Source organism: Petralouisia sp. (genome assembly GCF_056822245.1).
Genome location: NZ_JBQIOP010000008.1, coordinates 75,539 through 97,952 on the forward strand (window position 1 = coordinate 75,539; position 22,414 = coordinate 97,952).

Annotated in this window: 22 protein-coding genes; 4 read left to right on the plus strand and 18 right to left on the minus strand. The window is 45.5% G+C overall.

Going from position 1 to position 22,414, the window contains the following annotated elements; all coding sequences use genetic code 11:
- Positions 1-73 precede the first annotated feature (73 nt).
- From ACTO17_RS04995 to ACTO17_RS05025, 7 genes are all read right to left on the minus strand, one after another.
- Positions 74-808 (minus strand): GntR family transcriptional regulator, encoded by a 735-nt coding sequence (locus tag ACTO17_RS04995; protein WP_172539039.1) that lies wholly within the window; start codon positions 806-808, stop codon positions 74-76.
- A 34-nt stretch (positions 809-842) separates the two neighbouring features.
- The gene (locus ACTO17_RS05000; protein ID WP_172539038.1) at positions 843-1,622 is read right to left on the minus strand and encodes a GntR family transcriptional regulator; all 780 of its coding nucleotides are present in this window, start codon (positions 1,620-1,622) and stop codon (positions 843-845) included.
- Positions 1,623-1,895: 273 nt separating this feature from the next.
- Positions 1,896-2,909 (minus strand): SIS domain-containing protein, encoded by a 1,014-nt coding sequence (locus ACTO17_RS05005; protein WP_172539037.1) that lies wholly within the window; start codon positions 2,907-2,909, stop codon positions 1,896-1,898.
- 79 nt (positions 2,910-2,988) lie between these two features.
- Positions 2,989-3,822 carry a PTS system mannose/fructose/sorbose family transporter subunit IID gene (locus ACTO17_RS05010; protein WP_482557115.1) on the minus strand — a complete coding sequence of 278 codons (834 nt, stop codon included), beginning with the start codon at positions 3,820-3,822 and terminating at the stop codon, positions 2,989-2,991.
- Positions 3,812-4,597 carry a PTS mannose/fructose/sorbose/N-acetylgalactosamine transporter subunit IIC gene (locus ACTO17_RS05015; protein ID WP_172539035.1) on the minus strand — a complete coding sequence of 262 codons (786 nt, stop codon included), beginning with the start codon at positions 4,595-4,597 and terminating at the stop codon, positions 3,812-3,814. The genes ACTO17_RS05010 and ACTO17_RS05015 overlap by 11 nt, the downstream gene beginning before the upstream one ends.
- 25 nt (positions 4,598-4,622) lie before the next feature.
- Complete coding sequence (locus ACTO17_RS05020; protein WP_172539034.1) at positions 4,623-5,090, minus strand: PTS sugar transporter subunit IIB; 468 nt, start codon at positions 5,088-5,090, stop codon at positions 4,623-4,625.
- A gap of 78 nt (positions 5,091-5,168) precedes the next feature.
- Positions 5,169-5,582 carry a PTS sugar transporter subunit IIA gene (locus ACTO17_RS05025; RefSeq protein WP_172539033.1) on the minus strand — a complete coding sequence of 138 codons (414 nt, stop codon included), beginning with the start codon at positions 5,580-5,582 and terminating at the stop codon, positions 5,169-5,171.
- Between the two features lie 181 nt (positions 5,583-5,763).
- Between ACTO17_RS05025 and ACTO17_RS05030 the strand changes: the two genes are divergently transcribed.
- On the plus strand, positions 5,764-7,251 hold the full coding sequence (locus ACTO17_RS05030) for a hypothetical protein (RefSeq protein ID WP_482557116.1): 1,488 nt from the start codon (positions 5,764-5,766) through the stop codon (positions 7,249-7,251).
- Positions 7,252-7,383: 132 nt separating this feature from the next.
- On the opposite strand, the gene ACTO17_RS05035 is transcribed toward ACTO17_RS05030, so the two are convergent.
- The 4 genes from ACTO17_RS05035 to ACTO17_RS05050 form a co-directional block, all read right to left on the minus strand.
- Positions 7,384-8,571: an SIS domain-containing protein gene (locus ACTO17_RS05035; RefSeq protein ID WP_482557117.1), complete on the minus strand. Its 1,188-nt coding sequence runs from the start codon at positions 8,569-8,571 to the stop codon at positions 7,384-7,386.
- 722 nt (positions 8,572-9,293) lie between these two features.
- Complete coding sequence (locus tag ACTO17_RS05040; protein WP_482557118.1) at positions 9,294-9,677, minus strand: VOC family protein; 384 nt, start codon at positions 9,675-9,677, stop codon at positions 9,294-9,296.
- A gap of 34 nt (positions 9,678-9,711) precedes the next feature.
- Positions 9,712-10,377 (minus strand): nitroreductase family protein, encoded by a 666-nt coding sequence (locus tag ACTO17_RS05045; RefSeq protein WP_482557119.1) that lies wholly within the window; start codon positions 10,375-10,377, stop codon positions 9,712-9,714.
- Between the two features lie 17 nt (positions 10,378-10,394).
- Complete coding sequence (locus ACTO17_RS05050) at positions 10,395-10,928, minus strand: TetR/AcrR family transcriptional regulator (protein ID WP_172538949.1); 534 nt, start codon at positions 10,926-10,928, stop codon at positions 10,395-10,397.
- Positions 10,929-11,264: 336 nt separating this feature from the next.
- Between ACTO17_RS05050 and ACTO17_RS05055 the strand changes: the two genes are divergently transcribed.
- Positions 11,265-12,248, plus strand: a complete 984-nt coding sequence (locus tag ACTO17_RS05055; RefSeq protein ID WP_482557120.1) for an alpha/beta hydrolase — start codon at positions 11,265-11,267, stop codon at positions 12,246-12,248.
- Between the two features lie 264 nt (positions 12,249-12,512).
- The gene (locus ACTO17_RS05060; protein ID WP_482557121.1) at positions 12,513-13,844 is read left to right on the plus strand and encodes an MATE family efflux transporter; all 1,332 of its coding nucleotides are present in this window, start codon (positions 12,513-12,515) and stop codon (positions 13,842-13,844) included.
- A gap of 92 nt (positions 13,845-13,936) precedes the next feature.
- Here ACTO17_RS05060 and ACTO17_RS05065 read toward each other — a convergent pair whose 3' ends face one another.
- Genes ACTO17_RS05065 through ACTO17_RS05085 form a run of 5 tightly spaced genes read right to left on the minus strand, consistent with a single transcriptional unit; the run spans position 13,937 to position 17,260 of the window.
- Positions 13,937-14,332, minus strand: coding sequence for a zinc-binding dehydrogenase (locus tag ACTO17_RS05065; RefSeq protein ID WP_482557122.1), 396 nt, complete (start codon positions 14,330-14,332; stop codon positions 13,937-13,939).
- Between the two features lie 4 nt (positions 14,333-14,336).
- Positions 14,337-14,801 carry an alcohol dehydrogenase catalytic domain-containing protein gene (locus tag ACTO17_RS05070; RefSeq protein ID WP_482557123.1) on the minus strand — a complete coding sequence of 155 codons (465 nt, stop codon included), beginning with the start codon at positions 14,799-14,801 and terminating at the stop codon, positions 14,337-14,339.
- Positions 14,802-14,817: 16 nt separating this feature from the next.
- Positions 14,818-15,771, minus strand: coding sequence for a sugar phosphate isomerase/epimerase family protein (locus tag ACTO17_RS05075; protein WP_172538387.1), 954 nt, complete (start codon positions 15,769-15,771; stop codon positions 14,818-14,820).
- A 14-nt stretch (positions 15,772-15,785) separates the two neighbouring features.
- Positions 15,786-16,772, minus strand: coding sequence for a sugar phosphate isomerase/epimerase family protein (locus ACTO17_RS05080; protein ID WP_482557124.1), 987 nt, complete (start codon positions 16,770-16,772; stop codon positions 15,786-15,788).
- A gap of 44 nt (positions 16,773-16,816) precedes the next feature.
- Complete coding sequence (locus ACTO17_RS05085) at positions 16,817-17,260, minus strand: C-glycoside deglycosidase beta subunit domain-containing protein (RefSeq protein ID WP_172538391.1); 444 nt, start codon at positions 17,258-17,260, stop codon at positions 16,817-16,819.
- Between the two features lie 519 nt (positions 17,261-17,779).
- Between ACTO17_RS05085 and ACTO17_RS05090 the strand changes: the two genes are divergently transcribed.
- Positions 17,780-19,057 (plus strand): IS110 family RNA-guided transposase, encoded by a 1,278-nt coding sequence (locus ACTO17_RS05090; protein WP_172538587.1) that lies wholly within the window; start codon positions 17,780-17,782, stop codon positions 19,055-19,057.
- A 444-nt stretch (positions 19,058-19,501) separates the two neighbouring features.
- Here ACTO17_RS05090 and gatB read toward each other — a convergent pair whose 3' ends face one another.
- Entirely contained in the window at positions 19,502-20,932 is a 1,431-nt protein-coding gene (gene gatB, locus ACTO17_RS05095) for an Asp-tRNA(Asn)/Glu-tRNA(Gln) amidotransferase subunit GatB (protein ID WP_482557125.1), read from the minus strand.
- A complete protein-coding gene (gene gatA / locus ACTO17_RS05100; protein WP_482557126.1) occupies positions 20,929-22,401 on the minus strand; it encodes an Asp-tRNA(Asn)/Glu-tRNA(Gln) amidotransferase subunit GatA in 1,473 nt (490 codons plus the stop codon). Before gatA ends, gatB begins: the two co-directional genes overlap by 4 nt.
- Positions 22,402-22,414: the final 13 nt, after the last annotated feature.

Here is a 22,414-nt window from a genome sequence, read left to right on the forward strand (position 1 = left end):
CCCCATTATACCGGCATTCTGCAGCCATCCGCTATTTTCTTTCCGCATTATACCGATATTTTGCAGCCATCCGCTATTTTCCTTCCGCATTATACCGATATTCTGCAAAGGCCGGATTCATATAACTTCTGGTATACTCCACAATATTATAATCTTTATCTGCTCCCTGATATTCCAGCATATACACTGCCGTCCCCCGCTTCACCTTAAGATGTTCCGCCACCTTTCCGCCGGCGCTGCAGACAATAAGCCGGATGGTAAAATGAATGGGCAGATGCCCCTTGGCATCCATATAGTCATACAGCGACACTTTTCCAAAATCCATTTTCTCCACATCTTCAAAATAATGTCTGGGCAGATAAGTATATTCCACCGCAAACAGCGATCCGTCTCCCAGACGGACACGGTGCAGCCCCCAGACAGGCTGCTGTTCAGATAGCCCCAGTTGGTAATTCAAAAACCTGCTGCCGCAGATTTCTCCGCTTCCCAGCACCTGATTTGTCAGCTCCACGCCCATTTGTTTAAACATGGCGGTAATGCCCACATTGCTTCCCTGTAAAGCATCATTATAATCAATTTTCTTACTGTCACGCTTTGCCACATAAGTACCGGAACCGGGTTTCCGCACCAGATACCCCTCTTCCACCAGTTTTCCCACTGCACGCTTTACCGTCATCCGGTTGACGCCGTAAGTCTCCGCCATCTTCCGCTCACTGGGAATCATTTCCCCGGGAAGAAAACTTCGCTCTTCGATTTTTTTTACAATAATGTCCTGAATCTGTATATACAAAGGCATTCTGTAATCCATATGCCACCTCTTTTAATTCCCTGAGCTTCCAATCTCACACTTCCATACATTCGGCAAATCCCCGGGCTGCCTGTTCCATTTTCTTCTGAATCCTGTCATTCCCCTGTTCGAAAGCCACCCAGTCCTTATTCATCACCGTATGGAGAAACTGCAGGATATTGCCCTGGTCGTCATAGGTAATGCCTTCTTTCATCACCAGTGTAGTCCGCTGATCCACCTGCAGCGTTTTCGCTTCAAATTCATCGGCATATACAATCTCTACCACCTGTTCCTCCCGTTTGGGAACCCGGCCGTATTCCTCGGATAAAATCTGAAACAGGGAACGCTCCTCCAGATCATACTTCATCAATTTTCCCGCCATTTCTTCCGGAATATAGGCATACTCAATGGCCACCGGGAACATCTCATTCCCCCTTCGGACGCTGCGGACTCTTGTAATCTTATTTAGAACGGTTCCAATGGGCAGCTTCATTTTCTTAGACAGGCGCTTGTCTACCTCCACAAGTTCAAAAGCCAGCAGCTTGTTTTCCTTATCCATGCCTAAATCCTGAGCTTTCTCACTGAAAGACTGAATCTGGCACAAATCCGTGCGGATGCGCCCATGGCCCATATAACGGCCGCTTCTGGTTCGGTTTTCAATAATCCCCTCTTCCTCTAATATCTGATAGGCGGAGCGCACCGTAACCCTCTGGACGCCGTATTTTTCTGCCAGTTCCCGCTCTGAGGGCAGCTTATCCCCTTCTTTTAATTTTTCCTGAATAAAATAAAATTTCAGTTCATTGGCAAGAAATTCATCCTTGTTCAGCAACTTCATATCCCTTTTTCCTCCCTGTTGAAATCAATATACCAGATTTGGTTCTCTTTGACAACCTGTTTTGCCAAAAAACGTACCAGATTTCACAAGGGTTTTGAATCCATTCTAAATTAAAATGCCGTCCTCTGCATCCGCTGCTGCAAAAAACAACCCAAAAGGGGCTGCCGCAAAACAGGAAAAAAACTTTGTTTTGCAGCAGTCCCCTTTTACAATTTACACCGGCTCACCGTCCATGAGCACGCCGTCCGCGTTAAAATAACTGCTTTTATCATTTTAATATGCAAACTGACGGTAGTACCTTCTGAATTCCAGGCTGTGTCCGGTATTCAGCTCATAGTGGATCGCCAAACGCTCTGTCAGGATTGCCGTAATAATCATGGGGGAACAGAGAACCCGGAATTCATCGTCAATTCCTTCCAGCGGAAAGTCTTTGGTGTCGATAATTACATGCTTTTTGGTGTGTTTTTTCACAAACCGCTCCACCCGTTCATCCAAAGAACGGTACTCATCTTCTCCGATAATCACAAATACCGGAACCCGGTCGTCCACCAGCTCCAACGGCCCATGGAAGAAATCTGCCGAAGTTACCGCCTTGGTTCTCACCCACTGCATTTCTTCTAAAATGCACATGGTAAACAGATAGGTTTCTCCCCAGAGAACGCCGGAACCGGTAAACATGGTGTAGGGCTCATGGGCATAGTTTTTTGCAATTTCTGCCGCCTGGGGCTCAAACTGCTCCCTCACCTGCACCAACACCTTAAAAATATTTTTCATCTGGTCGGCCCATCTGTCATACTGAGGGAATTCTCCTCTGTTCTTTAAAATCCGCAGCATGACAAAATAGTAAATCAGATAGGAATGCTCACAGTCTCCGCAGGCATTGTAAATGGGATCTGTCAAAAGTTCCGCTAAAGGCGTGGTGGAATCTTTGGTAAATCCATAAACTTTCCATCCATTGCTCCTGCACAATTTAACTGCATCCAAAATTTCCTTGGTATCTCCGGACGCCGATGAGGTAAAAAATAATGTCTTGTCGGAAAGGTGCTTTTTGTCCTTAATCATGAATTCCGCCGCATTCTCAAGATAAATGGGGAAATCTGTGTATTTCTTTGCCACTTCAATTACCGGATACCACTCGGCCCAGGTGCCGCCGATTCCCAACATGCAAACGCTGTCATATTCCTTTGCCGTCAGTTCATCCACTACTTTTTCAATTTCTCCTCTTAATGCGTAGGTTTTTTCTCCGTCCTGCAGATATTTTTCCAGTTTGAAATTTCTCATTGCCATATTCTTATCCTCCTGTTTTTATGTATTTTTATTAAATTTCAATGTTTCAATTGCTGACTGGCCGTTTCATGCCATTTTCTTATATGCCCAAAAATCCAAGCCCTGCTCCTGCTATGCCGAAGGCCAGAAGAATCAGCATGATCAGCAGCGGGTTTATTTTCTTCTTCAGCATCCAGTAAACTCCTCCAAACAGAGCCAGTACCGGAAGTCCCGGGAAAATTCCGGTCAGGACATCCTGAAGGGTAGAAGCCTCTTCCCCGCTTCCTATCCGGGTGATAAAATTGATGGAGGTCATTTCCATGGTCATGGCGCCCACCACCATCATGCCCACAATGGAAGCCGCTTCCATCACGCTGTTCATCAGACCGGAGGACGTAAGCCTGGCAATGGATTCACTGCCCAGCTTATACCCCAGAAAAGTGCCCAGATACCGGAGAATATAATGGGGAACGTTAAAGGCTAACAGGAAGAGAATCGGCCCCAGAAGATTGCCTTTCATGGCAAGGGCGCATCCGATTCCTGTGGCAATAACCCTGAGAGTCCCCCAGAAAAATGCATCCCCGATGCCGGACAGAGGACCCATCAGCGCCGTTTTTACATCACTGATTGCTTCCTCGTCAAAATCCTCCTGGGTGGCATTGGCCTCCTCCATGGCCGCACTGATTCCCATGGGAAATGTACTGATATAAGGCGTAATATTGTAAACCGTCAGGTGCCGTTTCATGGCGCTGGACAAATCCTCTTTGTCCGGATACAATTTCTTCAAAATCGGAAGCATTGCAAAGGCAAATCCCACGTTTCCCATTCGCTCATAGTTCCAGGAATGCTCATAAGGGATAGACCGCCAGAACACTTTTTTCAGATCCTGTTTGGTCAGTTTATTTTTATAATCGCTGTGTATGCTAAAACTCATCAAAATCACCTCCCGATTCATCCTCTGCAGAAGCTGCCGCCGGTTTCGGCCCAATCATCCCGAACATCACCATTATCAGCACCAGGCAGATGGAAAAAATTGCCACTCCCGTGGTAGTTATGCCCAGATATGCCACGAGAAAGAATCCAATAAAGAAAAACGGGGCCACTTTCTTATTCATCATAGTCTGTGCCAGCATTGCAAATCCAAGGGCGGGAAGCAGCGCTGCCGTGATATCCATGCCGGTCTGCACAAATTCCGGGATTCCCCCAAGCACCTTAGTTACTGCATCTGCCCCGAAATAAAAGGCAATGGGAATGCAGATAATTCCCCAGATATTCTGCATATATCCGGCTATCAGCATATCTCTGGTAAACGCTTTCACATTGCAGTTGTCCGCATCCTGGTCGCATTTATGAATAAACAAAAGCATCAGCGGCTGTCCCAGTCCCGTATTCACCGCAAGCATCACCGTTGCAATGGGAATCCCCAGAGTCAGCGCAGCCTCCGGCCCAGCTCCGGCCTGAATTGCCAAAGATACTCCAAGCACCGTTCCCGAAATCAAATCCGGCGGATTATAAGCCCCAACGGAAATCGCCCCGATCATTGCAAGCTCCAACGTTGCGCCCATGATAATTCCTGCCTGCATATCTCCAAGCACAAGCCCCACCAGCGGGCCTAACACGATGGGCCGCTGCAGATAGCTGGTTCCGGTGAGCCACTCGGAATAGCCAAGCAGGCCGATCAGGAATATCAATATCGTTTTTATAATCATTCCTTGTCCTCCTCTTCATCTGCGGTTAAAACAGCCCTTCACACTTGAGCTTTTTCTCCGTAGGAACCATCTGGATAAATAAATCCCATCCTTTTCCAAGCATATCTTTTACCAGTTCTTCTTCCGCCGGAAGCAGATGGGCGCTCTTGCCGTACTGCTTCGTTCCTTCCCGGTATGGTGTATTGCCGATATTCAGTTCTTTTTCTCCGGCAGCTTCCATAATTTTTCCGGCAATCTCCAGAGTTTCACAGATAATAAACAGCTTGTATTTCTCTGTCACCCCGCTTTGCAGCGCTTCCACCGCTTCCTCTGTGTTCTTGACAACTACTTTTACCCCGGCCGGTTTTGCAAGTTTTAACGCATTCATCCGCATCGGATCGTTTTTCACCGTATCGCTGACCAGTAAGAGGCAATCCGCCCCAAGGGCCGCCGTCCAGGAAACTGCCACTTGTCCATGTAACAACCGGTAATCCACTCGTGTTGCTTTAACCATACTTTTGTCCTCCTTTTTCCAATTCACTGTTCCTTGACGCTTTCTCTCTGCACCCCTTTGCTCCCGTTGTTTCGTAAGTTAAAAATCATCCTCTTCCAGTTCTCCTTCCCCTGGATTTTCACAGTAAATCATGCCCGCCCTGGCTTCCTGCAGCGCTTCTTCAATCGCAGTTTTTGTGTCTGCCGCCGGGTCTGACAGCAGCATCCCCAATACCAGCGCCAGAGAAATTCCCGTGATGACATGCACCCGCTTCTCCCCCGTCAGCATCAGCGCATTGCTGTTGACGCTGCCGCCCATCAAGTCTGTCATAATTACAATTTCCTCCTCCGGAAATTCTTCCAGGATTTTTTTGAATTCCGGCATTGGGTCCCGGCACTCTTCGGTGTAGGCATTGATACAGATTAAATTCTCCTGGGGCCCTGCAATCAGTTCCGCTGTAGAGCGGATTCCCCCGGCCATTCTGCCATGGGTTGCAATTACATACTTACGCATCTTTTTCCTCCTTTGCTTTTTCATAACTTCTCGGAATCTTTACCCTTGATTTTATAAGGCTTTCAGACCCCTATCTCAAAAAATCACCCACTTTTTTTCAAAAAACGCTTGACAAATCGCTCAAAATTTGCGGCGAAGCCGATTGATTATATTTTATTTCAATCGACTGGAGGCGATTTCTTTGTTACCTACTAATCCTGGCGGCCATGCCGACTATCAGGATACTTTCGTATCCGATTTTCTGAAATTTTATCCTGATCCCTTCGTGCTTTCTAAAAGCACCTGGGATTATATCGTGCAGTTCTGGTATCTGGATCTTTCCCAGACAGATTCCATCATGCAGGAGTGCTACTCTGTTTTTGGCCCTGAACCAAGGCTCCCTTCCTGTATGCTGCGTTCTTACCTGCTTGCCTTGAAGCTGAAAGTAACTTCAATCACTGTCTGGTGCCGTATGCTCAAAGAAACTCCCCTTTATGCCATCCTCAGCGGTTTCTCTTTCGGTGATACCCCTGGTGTCGGTACTTTTTATGATTTCTTTTCCCGCATCTGGCAGTATGACTCCAATAACCTTTCCCCGAAAGACCGCTTCCCTAAGATGAAGAAAACTCCCAGGGGGAAGAAGAAAGGCGATAAGACTCCCTGCGATTCTTCCAGCACTGCTTCAAAACTTCTTCCCCTGCTGGAACGCTGGCACTTAAAGCCTGAGAATCCCTTTTTCCTCATTTTCCGGCTTTATCAGCAGCAGTTCTTGGACCGTTCCATCCGCAATGGCTTGATCGATCCACATCATCTGGCTCTTGCCGGTGACGGCACTCCCGTCCGGACTGCCGCCCAGCAGCGGAAAAAACGGATCTGTGACTGTAAAGAAAAGGGCTGTTCTTCCTGCGGCTGTAAACGTCATTATTCCCAGCCCGATTGCAACTGGGGCTGGGATTCCCACCGGGAATGCTATTTTTTCGGTTACCACCTCTACATGTATGTGGCTTCCGATTCCTACAGTGACCTTCCTGTTTTCCCTATTTTAGAGCGGGCTTCCCGGCATGATATGCTTTCCTTTCTCCATTCCTTTTTCACGATGAAAGCTTATCTTCCTGAGTTCCATATTGAAAAACTCCTTCTGGATTCTGCCCATGACGCTTACGCTGTTTATGAATACTGCAGACGGGAAAATATCACTCCTTTTATTGACCTCAACCCTGGACATACCGGACATTTCACTTATAAGGATGATTTCACCATTGATGGTGATGGTGTCCCAATCTGTAAACAGGGCTTACGTATGCACAAAGATGGATATGAGGCTGCCAAACACCGGGCGAAATACCGGTGTCCGAAGTCTAACCGAAAACGCGGCTGCTTCTGTGAACATCCCTGTTCACCCGCAAAATATGGCAGAACCGTACATATCTTTACGGATGATAATCCAAGGTTATTTAACATACCGCCAAGAAACAGTAAAGCATGGGAAAAGGAATACGGCGCGAGAACTTCTGTGGAACGCTCCAACAAGCGTGAGAAAGAGGACTATAAATTAGAAGACGGCAGGCACCGCTCTACAAAAATGTGGTACTGCCGCCTCTACGGCATCATGATGCTCCAACATCTTGATGCCTGGGAAATGCCATCGACTAAGGCATTTCAGGAATCATTATTAGGATTAGCCGCCTAATATTGATATCTTAAGCGATTCCATAAGATTTTTCAAGGCATAGTACCAGCTATGTCCAATGTTTATGTCCATTTTTCTCAAATTTCTTTTCCTGCACGATATTCAGTTGTCAAATTTCAGTTGGTATCTCATTCATTGAGATTCCGAAAAGTTATTTTCTTCTTTTGCTTTCATTATTTCCTTATAATTCTCTGTTTTGCAATGGATTTTTTCTTCAAATTTTTCAAACAGCGGATGGCACCTGAACTGGTTCTTTTCTTTTGTCACCACTGCTGCAATATATTGAAACAGCACTGCAGTAAACAAGGGAGTTATTTCATTTCTGATTCGGCTCTTTACGCTGCACACCCGTTCTGTCAGTTTCTTTTTACCGGCCGGCTCAGATACTCCGCTGCCGCCGCAGATACACGTTTGCTCCGGAACTTTTATTTCCTTATTGGTAACCAGATAAATATTATCTGTCACCAGTCCGGTTGCCGCAAAGATTTCCTGCATCCGGTTATGTTTTTCATTGAAATCAATAAAAAATACTGCATAATCCGGCGTAAGCTGCATATTCGGCCCATGAATATACTCTTCACTTTCGTAATACAGTGCAGGAATTTTTAAAGTCTCTCCAAATTTCAGCGCCGCTTCCCTGGCTACTGCCATGTTTGCTCCGTCACTGATGATTATAACCTTTTTCATTTCCAGAAATTCCCTGAAATATTTGCCGGTAAATGCTTCTGCCTGCCGGTACATCTCACTGTTTGCCTGGCAGCCCATTCTCAGTTCCTCCAAAAGCTCCTGATATGTTTCATCTGTCAGTCTGCCGTTAAGCCTTCCCGCCTCTAACGCAAACAGCATCAGATATTCCATCAGGACAGAAAACCCCAGAGTCACATAGTCAACCGCTTCATTTCCCACTCCATATTCCAACAAATGCTCTGCATAATCCTTCAGCTTCCCTTCCCGGTTTCCGGTCAGCGCAATTGCAGGAACCCCATCCTCCCTCATTCTCTTTACTGCCTGAATGGTATTGGTGCTGCAGCCGCTCTGAGAAACCGCAATACAGAAATAGTTTCCCGCTTCTTCCCTCCGGTAATCCAGATATTCCGAGGAGCTTAGAATCAGCGTCCTGCCTCCGGAATATTTCCTGATAAAACTTTCTGCGGCCATTGCCCCGTTCAGAGACGAACCGGAAGCAATGATGCAGATATCTTTCTTTTCGCTCTGCCGGTACAGACTGGTAAGTTCTGACAGCAGTTCCTGCCGCCCTTTCAGATTTTCTTCCATTTTCCGGCCTGAGATTTCCACGTAATATCTCATATCTTTTTCCACGGACATTCCTCCCTTTTTGTTTATTTGGTTCTCTAAGTAATCCACTTATTGATTTTATTGTACCACAAGTTTCAGATATTGCAATACCAATTTTTGGAATTACTATACCACATCAAATTTTATTAGTAAATTTGCATAAACCCCTGATGATTTCTGGGGTTTCCTATATCTCGCCTGTATATAAATTGTTGATTTGGTTCTCTTTTTTGATTAATTGGTTCTCTTTCAAATACCAATTTTGTGAAAAATGACACCAGTTTTCCTGCTGAATTTGATAATTTTCCCCTGTGCAGCTGAAATTCAACTTGATACACAGGGGATTTAAATTAAGAATAGAGTAATATCAAACAATATGTTATAATTTTTACGTTGCTCACCGAAACCTGGCAACAGAAAAGAGGTGTCGGCGTTGGAATTCTTCATTTCTTTCTTTATCGCTGTTGCGGCTGGTGTAGCTTGCCACTACATCATCAAATGGTTAGACAGCGATGACAAGGGCAACAAATAACCTACTGGGAGCTTTGCCAGTATAAAAGCAAAGAAGAATCCCTAAACTGTACGGCCATACAGTTTAGGGATTCATTCTTTCGTCGACGTGGACTTTTCATTTCTTTTTGCCTATTGGCATTATAGCATATGCAAAAATGTTTTTCAATATGCCTTTATTCAAAATTTTATCCTTATCTTATATCAATATCAAAGATTACAAATTAACCATTAAATCAAACGGTTATCTCGATCTGATTGCCCTCAATTCCGACAATGCAGCTCTCATAATATCCGTCTCCGGTTGTTCTTGGCCCGCTGAGCACCTCATATCCGTTTTCTTTCAGCGTTTGCGTCAGCTCGTCCACCTTTTCTTTACTGCCCGCCGAAAGGGCAAGATGGATATAGCCGGTTCTTGCAGGCGTTTTCTCACAGTCGTCCATTTGGGGTTTTTTCATAATTTCCAGTCTCGCGCCGTCCTCAAAGGACAGGAAATAAGATCGAAACCCTGTCTTTTCGTTGTGGTATCCATCACCCGATACTGCATCAAAGTATCTGGTAAAAAATTCTCTGGCTGCTTCTAAATCATTCACGTACATAGCGATATGTTCTATTTTCATGTGTTCCTCCTGTTATCTGTGTGATTTCTTATTTTCAAATTTCCCACTGGAAATTTTCAATTCCTGCTCCCAATTCAAAGTGATATTTTACAATCCCCAAATCTGTGTTTGAAAAGATGCCGTTTTCACAGGTGATTTTCACTTTACTTCCTGTTCCCCGAATGGAAAATGCCTGTTTATTCAAAGCCGTAGGCGCAAGCAAAGCGGCATCCACGCCGGCCCTGAACCAGTTTGGAGTTTCACCTTCATAAACCGCCGTATCTTCCGGCTTTTTAGATTTATGGGGCGTTCCCTGACCGGCTCCGTATCCTGCTGCAATCACGCCGATTACTTTATTTCTTCCGGCCGCGGCCTTTAACTTGTTTCTGTTAAAGGTTCCTCCCACCCACCAGGAATTCAGTCCCAGGGTCTGGGCATACAGCATCAAATCCGCTCCCGCGTATCCCAGTTTTTCATCCAGCTCCGGAGTGTCCGGCCCTGCCAGAACAATATAATTTCTCACGCCCTTTGCCAGCACTAATTTAATCACAGCAGGAAACGCAGAAGCGTCGTTGGTATTCAGCTTCATTGCAAGCTGAAATTTCCTGTTATTCTCTGCAATTCTTTCATTCAGCAGAGAAATGATTTTCCCCGGTATGGGCCGGTCTGTGTATTTACGGACTGTATGCCTTGCCGCCATTGCGTCTTTCATTGTCATCATGTCAGTTTCCTCCTAACTTACAGCCCTTGATTCTGGAATAGCCGCTTCATTTCTTCTGCTGATTCCTGCATCCCTCTCTGAAACCATACCTCAATCCAGCCATACAGGCTATACGCAGCAAATGCTTTCGCATAGACTTCGTTTTTCGGCAAATCCGGCTTTAATTCCATAATGTCCAAAATAGCATCTTTCAGCAAATAAATCAGGCGGCGTTCATTCAAAAGATGGTAAAAAGCTCTATGCTGTTCAAAATGCCCGAATATCATGCCGATGCCGGAACTAAGAGGGCGGCTGTTATTTTTCTCCCAGTCTTTTTTCCATACGTCAAACAACTGATTCACATACACTCTCAGAATATCTTCCTTACTGTTGAAATTCCGATAAAAAGAAGCCCGTCCAACGCCTGCATTTTCACATAATTCACTGATGGAAATATCCTCAATCCCTTTGTTTTCCAATAAAGCCAGAAGCGATTCTGTTAAATGCCCGATCACATAGGCGTTGCGCCCTTCGTTACTCATCGGTGATACATAGTTCGATGTTTGTCTCATTTTCCTGCCTCCCATTGACATCAAGAAAATCTGCTGATACAATCATATCGACAAATCATTTGTTTCACAAAAATAATAGCATAAGAACATACAAATTTCAATAACAAATGCAGAAAGGAGTCCATCACATGACACTCACACAAAAACGGCTGCTTATACTGCTTGCAGTCATGATTATCGCCTTTGTTTCAGGACGGCTGGCAGTCCGGGGATTTTTAAACTTCTTAGTCGGAGGAACAATGTTCGGAGGAAATTTCCTATGAAAGCCCCTGGCTTCCATAGCAAGGATGGCCATGCGGCCCGCCGAACGGCAGGCTGAGCATGATGGAGGTAATTATGAAAACCAAAAAAAAGAGAGACAGAAGAATGTTTTCCGTTATCTGTATATTGACGTTTCTTATTTCTTTTGGAATTGGAGTTATTTCAAAGATTGCAGTTAAACCGTCTTGGGCAAAAAAATATTCCGTTTCAATGACCGATAAAATAGGAAAGGTTTATAAAGATATTCCTTATGGAGACGGTAAAGCCAACAAGTTTGACTTGTATATTCCCGCAGATGCAGGCAAAGAAAACTGCGGCCTGGTGGTTTATCTCCATGCAGGCGGGTTTACACAGGGGGATAAAGCGGACGATGCAGACATGCTTGCATGGCTGTGCTCCAAAGGTTATCTTGCGGCAGGAATTAACTACACCCTGCGTACCGATGAAAACGGCAAAAGCGTGTATTCACAGTCATTGGAAATCAAAGAGGCTGTGCCAGAGGTAGTGAAAGAAGCAGAAAGGCTCGGATACCATATAAATAAAATGGCAGTATCAGGCGGTTCGGCAGGGGGTACGCTTGCCATGCTCTACGCCTACAGAGACGCAAAGGATTCTCCCGTACCGGTAAAAATGATGTTTGAAGCAGTGGGACCGTCCAGCTTTTACCGTTCTGACTGGGGTTCATATGGACTGGATCTGGATACCGATGAAAGCAGAAAATCGGCGGCAGCATTATTCAGCGTAATGCTTGGAAGTGAAATAGATGCGGAGCTCATTGACACAGAGAACTATGACGAACTGATAAAACCAATCTCCGCATTCATGTGGATTGACAAAAATTCTGTACCGAGTGTCATTGCTTACGGCGCGCAGGATCGTGTGTGCCCGTTTAAGACTGTTGCGCATCTCGTAAACGCCTTAAAGGAAAACGGCGTGGATTATCAGTATTTTGAGATGCCCCATTCAGGGCATGGCCTTCAAAATGACAATAAACTGTACGAGCAGTATATGAACGCAGTAGAGACATACCTGAATAAATATATGCCCGCGGAAAAGTAGCCTGGAGAGGGATATTCCAATAAAATGCTTTTGGAATATCCCTGCCTTACGTCCATAAAGCATCTGTTTTCTATATCGGCAGAACGCATACATTCTTTAATTGACAATTCTTTGGGAATATGCCATACTAATGCTATAAAACCCTCAATGCATATTTAAAACATGCTCTGAGGGCGTGGATTTTTCAAGAGCAATCTTTTTTCGCCACACAATTGTCCGCTGCAGTTGTGTGGTTATTTTTATGTTTTAATGGAGGAAAAATTTATGAACCAGACATTTATGAAAGAAAAAAAGATCCTGCCGCTGGTACTGTCCATGTCTCTCCCCATGGTGATTTCCATGGCGGTAAATTCTCTGTACAACATTGTGGACAGCTACTTTGTGGCAAAATTAAGCGAGGAGGCCATGACCGCACTGGCCCTTGTCTATCCCATACAGAACTTAATCAATGCTATTGCCATCGGTTTTGCCATCGGAATCAACGCATGCGCCGCTTTTTATCTGGGAGCCGGAAATCAGAAGCAGGCAGATAAAGCCGCCACCCAGGGAATGATTTTGAATTTTCTCCATGGCATCGCCCTTACCATATTGTCCATTGCCGGGATGCCTGCGTTTTTAAGGATGTTCTCTTCGGATAAAACTGTAATCCGGCTCGCCCTCACGTACGCCAACCGGGCTTTTTTGTTTGCTGTATTTATCACCCTTGGACTTTCTTTTGAGAAAATTTTCCAGTCTGTGGGCCGGATGCAGGTTTCCATGTTCTGCATGATGTGCGGTTTTCTTGCCAACATTGTATTAGACCCGCTGATGATTTTCGGACTGGGCCCTTTTCCTGCCATGGGCATTGCAGGGGCCGCCTATGCCACAGGAATCGGACAGTGTTTTTCCCTGGCTGTTTATCTGCTGTTCTATCTGTTTCGGCCGATTCCGGTAAAACTGAAAAAAGACGCAGTACATCCGGATAAAGAGGTAATTCTTAAGATGTACGCCATCGGCATTTCCGCCACCTTAAGCATGGCGCTGCCCTCCCTGCTGATTTCCGTGTTAAACGGAATCCTTTCCGCTTTTTCCGGAACCTATGTGCTGGTGCTTGGGGCCTATTACAAGCTGCAGACCTTTATCTACCTGACTGCCAACGGAATTATCCAGGGCATCCGGCCTTTGATGGGCTATAATTACGGCGCGGGAGAACAGGGGCGCGTAAAGGAAATCTACCGGACTTCCCTGAAATTAATTATGGGCGTAATGCTGATTGGAACCTTGCTCTCCTGGATACTCCCGGGCCAGTTAATCGGGCTGTTTACCTCTAATCCCGAAACCATTCAAATCGGCATAAGGGCTCTGCATATCATCAGCCTTGGATTTATTGTTTCCGCTGTTTCCGTTACCAGTTCCGGCGCGCTGGAAGGACTGGGAAAGGGAACTCCGGCGCTTGTGATTTCACTGCTTCGCTATGCTTTGGTAATTATACCTGCGGCCTTTTGCTTCAGCCGGTTTGCCGGGGCGGACGGCGTGTGGTATGCCTTTTGCTTTTCAGAATTTGTGACAGCGGGCTGCGCTCTTTTCATATACCGGCGGGCTGTGGATTTTTCATAAGTTCCATATTTTCATATACCGGCGGGCTGCTATTAATTAGGACTTTTCAAAGAGGGCTGGAGCGCCAATTTCCAAAAGGAATGAAACGATTGCTATTCCCCTTTTACTACTATCTTCAATCCCTGCATACTGATATTCATTTCCATTGCATCATTGATATCAGCCAATGCATACTTATGGGTTAAAAGTTCCTCCACAGGAAGGCCGTCCTTTTGCGCTTCTTTCAGGAATTCACATGCCTGAATCCAGTCCTTCGCCTGATAAGTCCACGAACCTGTGACTTTTATTTCCTTATTGCAAATATCCTGATGGGGATTATACGTTGTATCACCGTTGTCTACAAAGAAACCAAGTTCACACATAGCTCCGCCCCGCCGCACATATTTCCAGATAACGCTGGCAGCTTTTGGAGAACCTGTACATTGGAATGCCATTTCCGCGCCTGAACCGGTAATTTCATCAACTCTCTTTTTTGCGTCTTCTTTCATGAAATTAACGGTATATTCCGCCGCCTGCATTTATTTTAATATACTCACCAAACCATCCATTAAAGTTTTTGTAAGCTTCTTCCCCCGGAATAAGTCCGAAAATTTCTCCTCCCTCGCACAAATGAATATGCTCCGGATCGTATTTGCAGGCATCACAAACTCCGCACGGTTTCAGGCCGGTTACAACTTTGTCTCCTATTGCCAGCGGTTTTCCATAATAATCTTTTGTAACATTTTTACCAATTTTGACAATTGTTCCTGTTCCCTCATGTCCCAGTTCTATGGGAATATATCCGAAAGGATCTCCTTTGTATTCATGTACGTCCGTACCGCAGATTCCCGTCTGTTCCACTTTTACAAGAACTTCATCATCATTAATTTCCGGAACCGGAAGTTCCATGATTTCAATTTTTTTTGGGCCTGTCAAAACTGTGACTCTGGCTGTTTTTGGAATTTCATACTGTGCCATTTTTCTTTTCCTCCTTTTACAATTCTGCTTCCATTTGCCTGAAATATTTAATAGATTCTTTTACGCCTTCCAGCTTGTTCGCTGCTTCCACGCTTCCTTCCAACGTAATATACCCCTGATAATCATCACGTTTTAAAACCTGCAGATGTTTTCTGAAATCAATCAGTCCTTTTCCAAAAGGAACAGAATCTACTTTCTTTCCATTTCTGCAAACTTTTGCGTTTTCCGTGTCTACATAGCCGAACTCTTTAAAATGCACCGCTGCCACTTTATCCTTAAACATTTCGTATGTATCAACCGGATCTTCCAGTCCCACCAGGGGATTTCCAGTGTCATGGGTATATTTCAGCCCTTCCACTTCCTCAAAAATACGCTTCATTTCGCCGCAGGTACAATAAGACACCCCTATGGATTCCAATGTCTCTGTATTGATCGTCACGCCTTTGGATTTCCCATAAGCAACGCACTCCTTCAATCCTCTGGTAAAATAACGGAAGGATTGTTCCATGGTAATTCCTTCGTCCAGTGTATAAACAGAAGGCATTACCAGCATATTATGGCAGCCCGCTTCACACGCCTGATCAATTGCCGCTTTGGCTCTGGAAAGCATAACAGTGAATTTCTCTTCCGTAGAAGCATTGGCAAAGGGCATAATCAGATTAACGGCAGATAAAACAATTCCATACCGTTCCAAAATTTTCTTTGCCTCTGCCCCTGGAATCTCGAAATGGAAACTCATCAGATCCAGTCCGTCGTATCCGCAGTCTTTTGCAAGTTTTACAAGATCTTCAAATGTCATTGTGCCGTTTTTCATTGGAACTCCGTGAGCATTTAAGTACTCAAACACTTCATCAATGGTTGGATCTTTTCCTTCGTAACCCATATCATTCAGGATAGCCATATGAATAAAATTGGGTTTTTCTAATTTTAATTCTGTGTCAACCATCAGTGACATCAAACTGTACTTCATAAATCATCCTCCCGCTACCTGTTCAGTTCTTCCAGAATCTTTTTCTCAAGGGCAATATGCTTTCTCACATAATCGAAGGAACTGCGTCCCGGTTTTACCTGACCTTCAAACTCGGATACAATATAACCGTCGTAATTTTCTTCATCCAATACTTTCAGAATTTTATCATATGGGATGGTTGCTTCTGTACCATCGTCAAGAATGTCAATAAATTTACCATGCATATGGGGAGAATATTTCATAATCTTCCTCAATCCGTCAAAATCAGGATTCTTTGAAAACTGCATAAACCCATACATTGACTCAAAAAGATTCATTTCCATTGGAGCTGCGTTTTTCTCTGCCAAAATCTTTCTTCCTTCTTCACGGGAAACTCCATCGTAACGGAGCTGAATGGCAGTTTCTACGATATCTCTGTTTGCGCCGCCCTCAATGGCACGATCCATATCCGCTTTATTCGGTCTGTCCGCAAACATTCCGAAATCTGGAACAAACCCTAAATAACTGGAGCCGGTTTCTTCAAAAGCATTATAGTAATCCGTCATAATTTTGCTTGTGGGTGTTTCCGGATTATGAATCTCTATTGTAAATTTTACACCGTAGTATTCTGCATATTTGGCTGCCCGCTGCATTACCCTGGGTGAAATCAAAAACTGTGATTTTAAAACAGGGCATTCCAGTTTATTGGCATTCTGCAGATCCCGTATGACAATGGACAGCATTTCATCTTCTGTCAGATTTCTATCATATCTTTTTCCCCGATCCATATTTCCGCTGACTGCAACCAGTTTTACCCCGTAATCCTTCGCATATCTGCGGATTTCTCCTGCATAGGCATCACTGACGTACGGATATTCCGGAAACATGGAGGTTGCAACAATTTCCATTCCGTCGCATCCCAAATCTGCAATATGGCGCACCATATCCTCTAAAGTCGCTTTATCATCCACCCACTCTGCCACATAGGAATGGGTCGTTACTCCTAATTTAATATTGCTCATATTCATACCATCCTTTCCTGTTCCATCTGTATCTCTTACACTCCCTAAGCAATTGTATCCTGCAAAACCAACACCTTTTCATCGCAGCTGTCCACCGGTGTATATTTATCTTCTGCCCCTGGCTGCGGAAGATATGGATTCCTGATCATAAGCGTGAGTTTTACGTTATGTTCTCCGGCTGTGAGGCCGCCCTCTTTTCTGATTTTGATGGTTGCCGGTTTTTTGATGTTCCAGAATTCATAATATGCTTCTTTTAATTCACAAGGCATGAATTCTTTCCCGTTTACACAAAACCGAATATCCATATCCTCTACTTTCTCATGATCTACTTCAACTGCAAATTCATCAATAACTGAAAGATAATGCCCACGGTAATAGGCCAGTCTGACATCAAACTGATATCCTGCCTTTTTTCCATTCTCAAAATAATTTTTGAGAGTTCCGTCTCTTAATGTCTCCGTTAATTTCACCCGCATTACAAATCCCATGATGGTTCCTCCTCGTATAATAAGTTTATAGCCAAGAAAAACAGGCTATAGGCTTATTCTTTTTTGATATAGATGAGGGATAATTCTTGGGGAACTCCTCCCACATCCCGTTCCATCCATACAGTTTTTAGTTTCATGTCTCATTCATATAGATGGAGGATAATTCTTAAATATCATATCCGAGGAATCCCCCTCCAAAAACGCTGGTTCTATCCTTTCCCATCTATCATTAACAGTTACTTTATGTCTGGCATCCCAAATGCTATAATGATCCATAAGGATCTATGCTGTGGTTACTGCCCCGTTCCTCCTGCGACGCCTTTCGGTGATTGCCCTGGAAGCCTGCAGCCCGGACGGCACACCAAGACTTATCACACAAATGCTGCATCCCCGGCACCAGCCGCCAGCAGGGTATTTCTGCCGGGTGAATGCTGATAACGCGAGGGTTAGGCCGGTGTGCTGGTTTGGGATAAGCCATGACTGCTTCCTTCATCCATAAATGAAAGGTGGTGATATCCAATGAAGAAAATCGATTACCTGTCAACGCTTTTTGTCGGCATTGATATCGGTTCCCGTACGAACGTTGTCTCTGCCATTGACTTCAACCAGGATTACTTTATCAAGATGAAAGCCGTCCCCAATGCACAAGGCGGCGCAGAGCTGATGGAGTCCATGATCGCGGACGTGCTTGAAAAGAACCGCCAGTTCAAATACCTCATAATCGCTATGGAATCCACCGGGTTTTATGGCGTACATATCGCCAACTACCTCTCGGCATGTGAAAGGCTGGCTGTTTTTTCCACACATGTCTACTGCCTCAACCCCAAGGAGGTAAAGGGATATAAGAAATCCTTTAACTCCCTGGACAAGAATGACGGCATAGACTCTTTTGTCATCGCTGACTTTGCCCGCGTAGGGCGCATCAGCGTTAAGCCGTGGCGCGGCCCGCAGTACCTTGCACTGCAGCGGCTTACCAGGCACCGCATGCATATTACGGAATGCATTGCAAGGGAAAAAACTTATATGCTGAACAACATTTTCCTTAAGTTCAGCGAGTTCGCCATGCTCGGAAAGGATGAGCATCCTTTTTCCAGCAAATATGGCGCGACCGCACAGGCCATCCTCACAGAATATAAAACAAACGAGGAGCTGGTAAACGCTTCCATGGAGGACCTTGCCGCTTTTATCAGCAGCAAAAGCCGCGGCCGCATCACTGACCCGGAAGAAACAGCAAAGCTGCTAAAGGCAGCCGCTAAAAACTCCTACCGGCTGGACAAGTGCCTGTATGACCCGCTGACCACCTCCATCTCCTGTTCCTTCAACTGTATCTCTTCTTTTGAAAAGGAACTGAAAGCCATTGACGCCGCCATCCTAAGGACTGTCTGCGGGCTGAACGAGACGGATTATACCGTCCTGAATTCCATCCCCGGGATTGGGAAAGTCTATTCCGCCGGTATACTGGCCGAAATCGGAAACATCCAGTGTTTCCCAAATGACGATGCCCTTGCAAAATACTGCGGCATTGTCTGGAGACAGAACCAGTCAGGGACATTTGAAGCAGATGAGACACCGATGAGCAAGGCCGGCAACTGCTACCTGCGCTATTACATCATAGAAGCAACTGGAAGTGTCATTAACCACTGTCCGGAATACAGGGCTTTCTATGAAAAGAAATTTGCTGAAGTGACAACACATCAGCACAAAAGGGCACTCGCGTTGACATCCCGTAAATTTTTACGTATGCTTTTTGGTCTGCTGGACAAAAGCCAACTATACTCTGCGGAAAAGAGCAGGTAATCCATAACATTTAGAACATACGTTCTTTTTCCTAAAGGACGTGTGATGGGTAAAGTGCGCCCTTTTTTATGAAATTTCTCCAAAATATTTTTCATTTTTCTCTTGACATATTACCAAATTGCTTCTTTCTTGTGATTCATAAATCTTGTTCTTATCTACTATAATGGAGGTTCCGCGCTTCTTCAATGTCATCTTTGTTATGGAATGCCGACAAGTTTGCTGTTTTTAAAAATATTTTGAACATGTGAAAACACTATATATTGAAGCAAAGCTGCTGACAGGAAAAAGGAGCCGCCGGGAAATGGAAATCTTATACAATATATCCTGTGATTCCTTGGGTATCACAACCATATATTGTCTTTAAATTTCATTTTCCGACGGCCCCTTCTTTTTATTGACGCAAAGCTATAAGAATACTGTGATATTTAACTATCGGAGCAATACCTACAGCAGCTCCCGCAAAATCTGATTCACCATCCCCGGATTTGCCTTTCCTTTCATAGCCTTCATGGTCTGGCCCACCAGAAATCCGATGGCTTTCTCTTTTCCGTTTTGGTAATCCGCCACGGACCGGGGATTGTCTTTTATCACCTGCAGAATAATATTTCTCAGTTCTCCGGCGTCATTGACGGTTTTTAAGCCCTGTTCCTCCACATAGGAAACCGGGTCGACGTCTTTTGCAAAAATTTGTTCAAATACTTCTTTTGCCACCGTTCCATTAATGCTGCCTTCTTCCGTAAGCTCAATGAGCTTTGCCAGGTTTTCAGGAGAAAAGGAAATGTCCTCCGGCTCCATCTCCTGCTCTTTTAACAGGCGCATGGTTTCTCCCATCAGCCAGTTGCTTACTTTTTTCGGCTTTTTGCACAGTTCTGTAACGGCCTCAAAAAAATCGGCCAGGTATTTGGAGCCTGTGAGAATCTGCGCGTCATAGTCCGGCAGGCCGTATTCCTTTTTGTACCGCTGCATTTTTTCCGGCTGAAATTCCGGCTGACGGGATTTGACTGCTTCAATCCATTCCTCGCTGATTTCCAGAGGAACTAAATCCGGCTCCGGAAAATACCGGTAGTCCTGGGCGTCCTCTTTGCTGCGCATTGCATAGGAATACTCTTTCACATCGTCCCATCTTCTGGTTTCCTGGATTACTTTTCTGCCTTCCTCAAGCAGATCAATCTGGCGGTTTTTCTCATTTTCAATGGCTCTGGCAATGGCTTTAAAAGAATTCAGATTCTTCATTTCCGTACGGGTTCCAAATGCTTCTTCCCCCGCCCTGCGAACGGATAAATTCACGTCCGCCCGCATGGAGCCTTCATTTAATTTACAGTCGGAAGCGCCGAGATACTGAATCATCATCCGCAGTTTTTCCAGATAGGCAATCACCTCTTCGGCCGACCGCATATCCGGCTCTGAAACAATCTCAATCAGGGGAACGCCGGAACGGTTGTAGTCCACAAGCGAACAGTCTCCCCATTCGTCGTGAATTAATTTGCCCGCGTCCTCCTCCATATGAATCTCATGGATTCCCACCGTTTTCTTCCCGGCGGGAGTTTCAATCTCCACGCTTCCGTCTCTGCAGACCGGCAGATACAACTGGGAAATCTGGTAGTTCTGAGGATTATCCGGATAAAAATAATTCTTCCGGTCAAATCTGCAATATCTGGTAATGGAACAATTGGCTGCAAGCCCCACCGCCATGGCGTATTCCACCACCTGCCGGTTTAACACCGGCAGAGAGCCCGGCATTCCGGTGCACACCGGACAGGTATGGGTATTGGGGGCTCCTCCAAAAGCAGTGGAGCAGCCGCAGAAAATTTTGGTTTTTGTGGCAAGCTCCACATGAACTTCCAGACCAATCACGGTTTCATATTCTCTGCTCATGCGCTCACCTCCTGTATGCTGCAGTTTTTCCATTCCCTGGTCTGCTCATAGGCATAGGCTGCCGTAAGAATCTTCTTTTCCTGAAAGCAGTCTCCAATCAGCTGCAGGCCGATGGGCAGGCCTTTTTCATCCAGTCCGCAGGGCAGTGTCATGGCTGGCAGTCCCGCCAGATTTACAGAAACGGTATAAATATCTCCCAGATACATTTTCAGCGGATCACTTAAGCTTTTCCCGATTTCCGGCGCGGTGGCGGGGGCAACGGGGCCGAGAATCACGTCATATGTTTCAAAGGCGCGGTCAAAAGCCTGTTTGATCAATGCTTTCGTGCGCAATGCTTTCAAATAGTAGGCGTCGTAATAGCCGGAGCTCAGTACAAAGGAGCCCAGCATAATTCTCCGCTTCACCTCCGGGCCGAAGCCTTCGGAGCGTGATTTTTTATACATCTGGTGGAGCCCTTCAAATTCTCTGCTGCGGTAACCGTATTTTACGCCGTCAAACCTTGCCAGATTGGAACTGGCCTCGGCGCAGGCAATCACATAGTAAGCCGGAACCACGTATTCCACCAGGCTCAAATCAAATTCTTCCACAAAAGCGCCCTTTTCTTCCAATGCTTTCGCCGCCGCCAGAACGGCCGCCTTTATGTCAGGCTCCAGTCCCTCGCCCAGATAATCCCTGGGAATTCCGATTTTCATGCCTTTTACATCATCTTTTAATGCTGCGGTAAAATCTCTGTCTTTCCGGTTCAGGGAAGTGGAGTCTTTTTTGTCATAGGAAGCAATGGCTTCCAGAATCGCCGCACAGTCCGCCACATCCTTCGCCACCGGACCGATTTGATCCAGAGAAGAACCGTAAGCGATAAGACCATACCGGGAAACTGTTCCGTAGGTGGGTTTTAGTCCCGTCACGCCGCAGAAGGATGCAGGCTGACGGATAGAACCGCCGGTGTCGGAGCCCAAGGCATAAAAACACTCCCCTGCCGCCACGGCCGCGCAGCTTCCGCCGGAGGAACCGCCGGGCACATAATCTGTATTCCACGGATTTCTTGTGATCCCAAAGGCAGACGTCTCAGTGGTGCTTCCCATGGCAAATTCATCCATGTTGGTTTTCCCCAGTATTACCGCGCCTGCTTTTTTCAGATTTAAAACTGCCTCCGCCGTGTAAGGCGGAACGAAATTTTCCAGAATTCTGGAACTGCAGGTGGCCGGCAGCCCTTCTACGCACAGATTATCCTTGACGGCGGCAGGAACTCCGGCCAGAGGGCCTCTTAATTCTCCGCTGTCAATTTCTTTCTGTATCCGGGCGGCCTGTTTCATAGCCCCTTCTTCGTCCAGCGTTACAAAGCTGTTGATCTCCCCTTCTACGCTTCCGATTTGTTCCAATGCCGCCTGTACTGCTTCAGTAACGCTGATTTCTTTTTGTTTTATTTTCTCCGCAAGTTTTCGTGCGGTGAATGTCCTGATTTCTTTCATTGGCTTTTCCTTT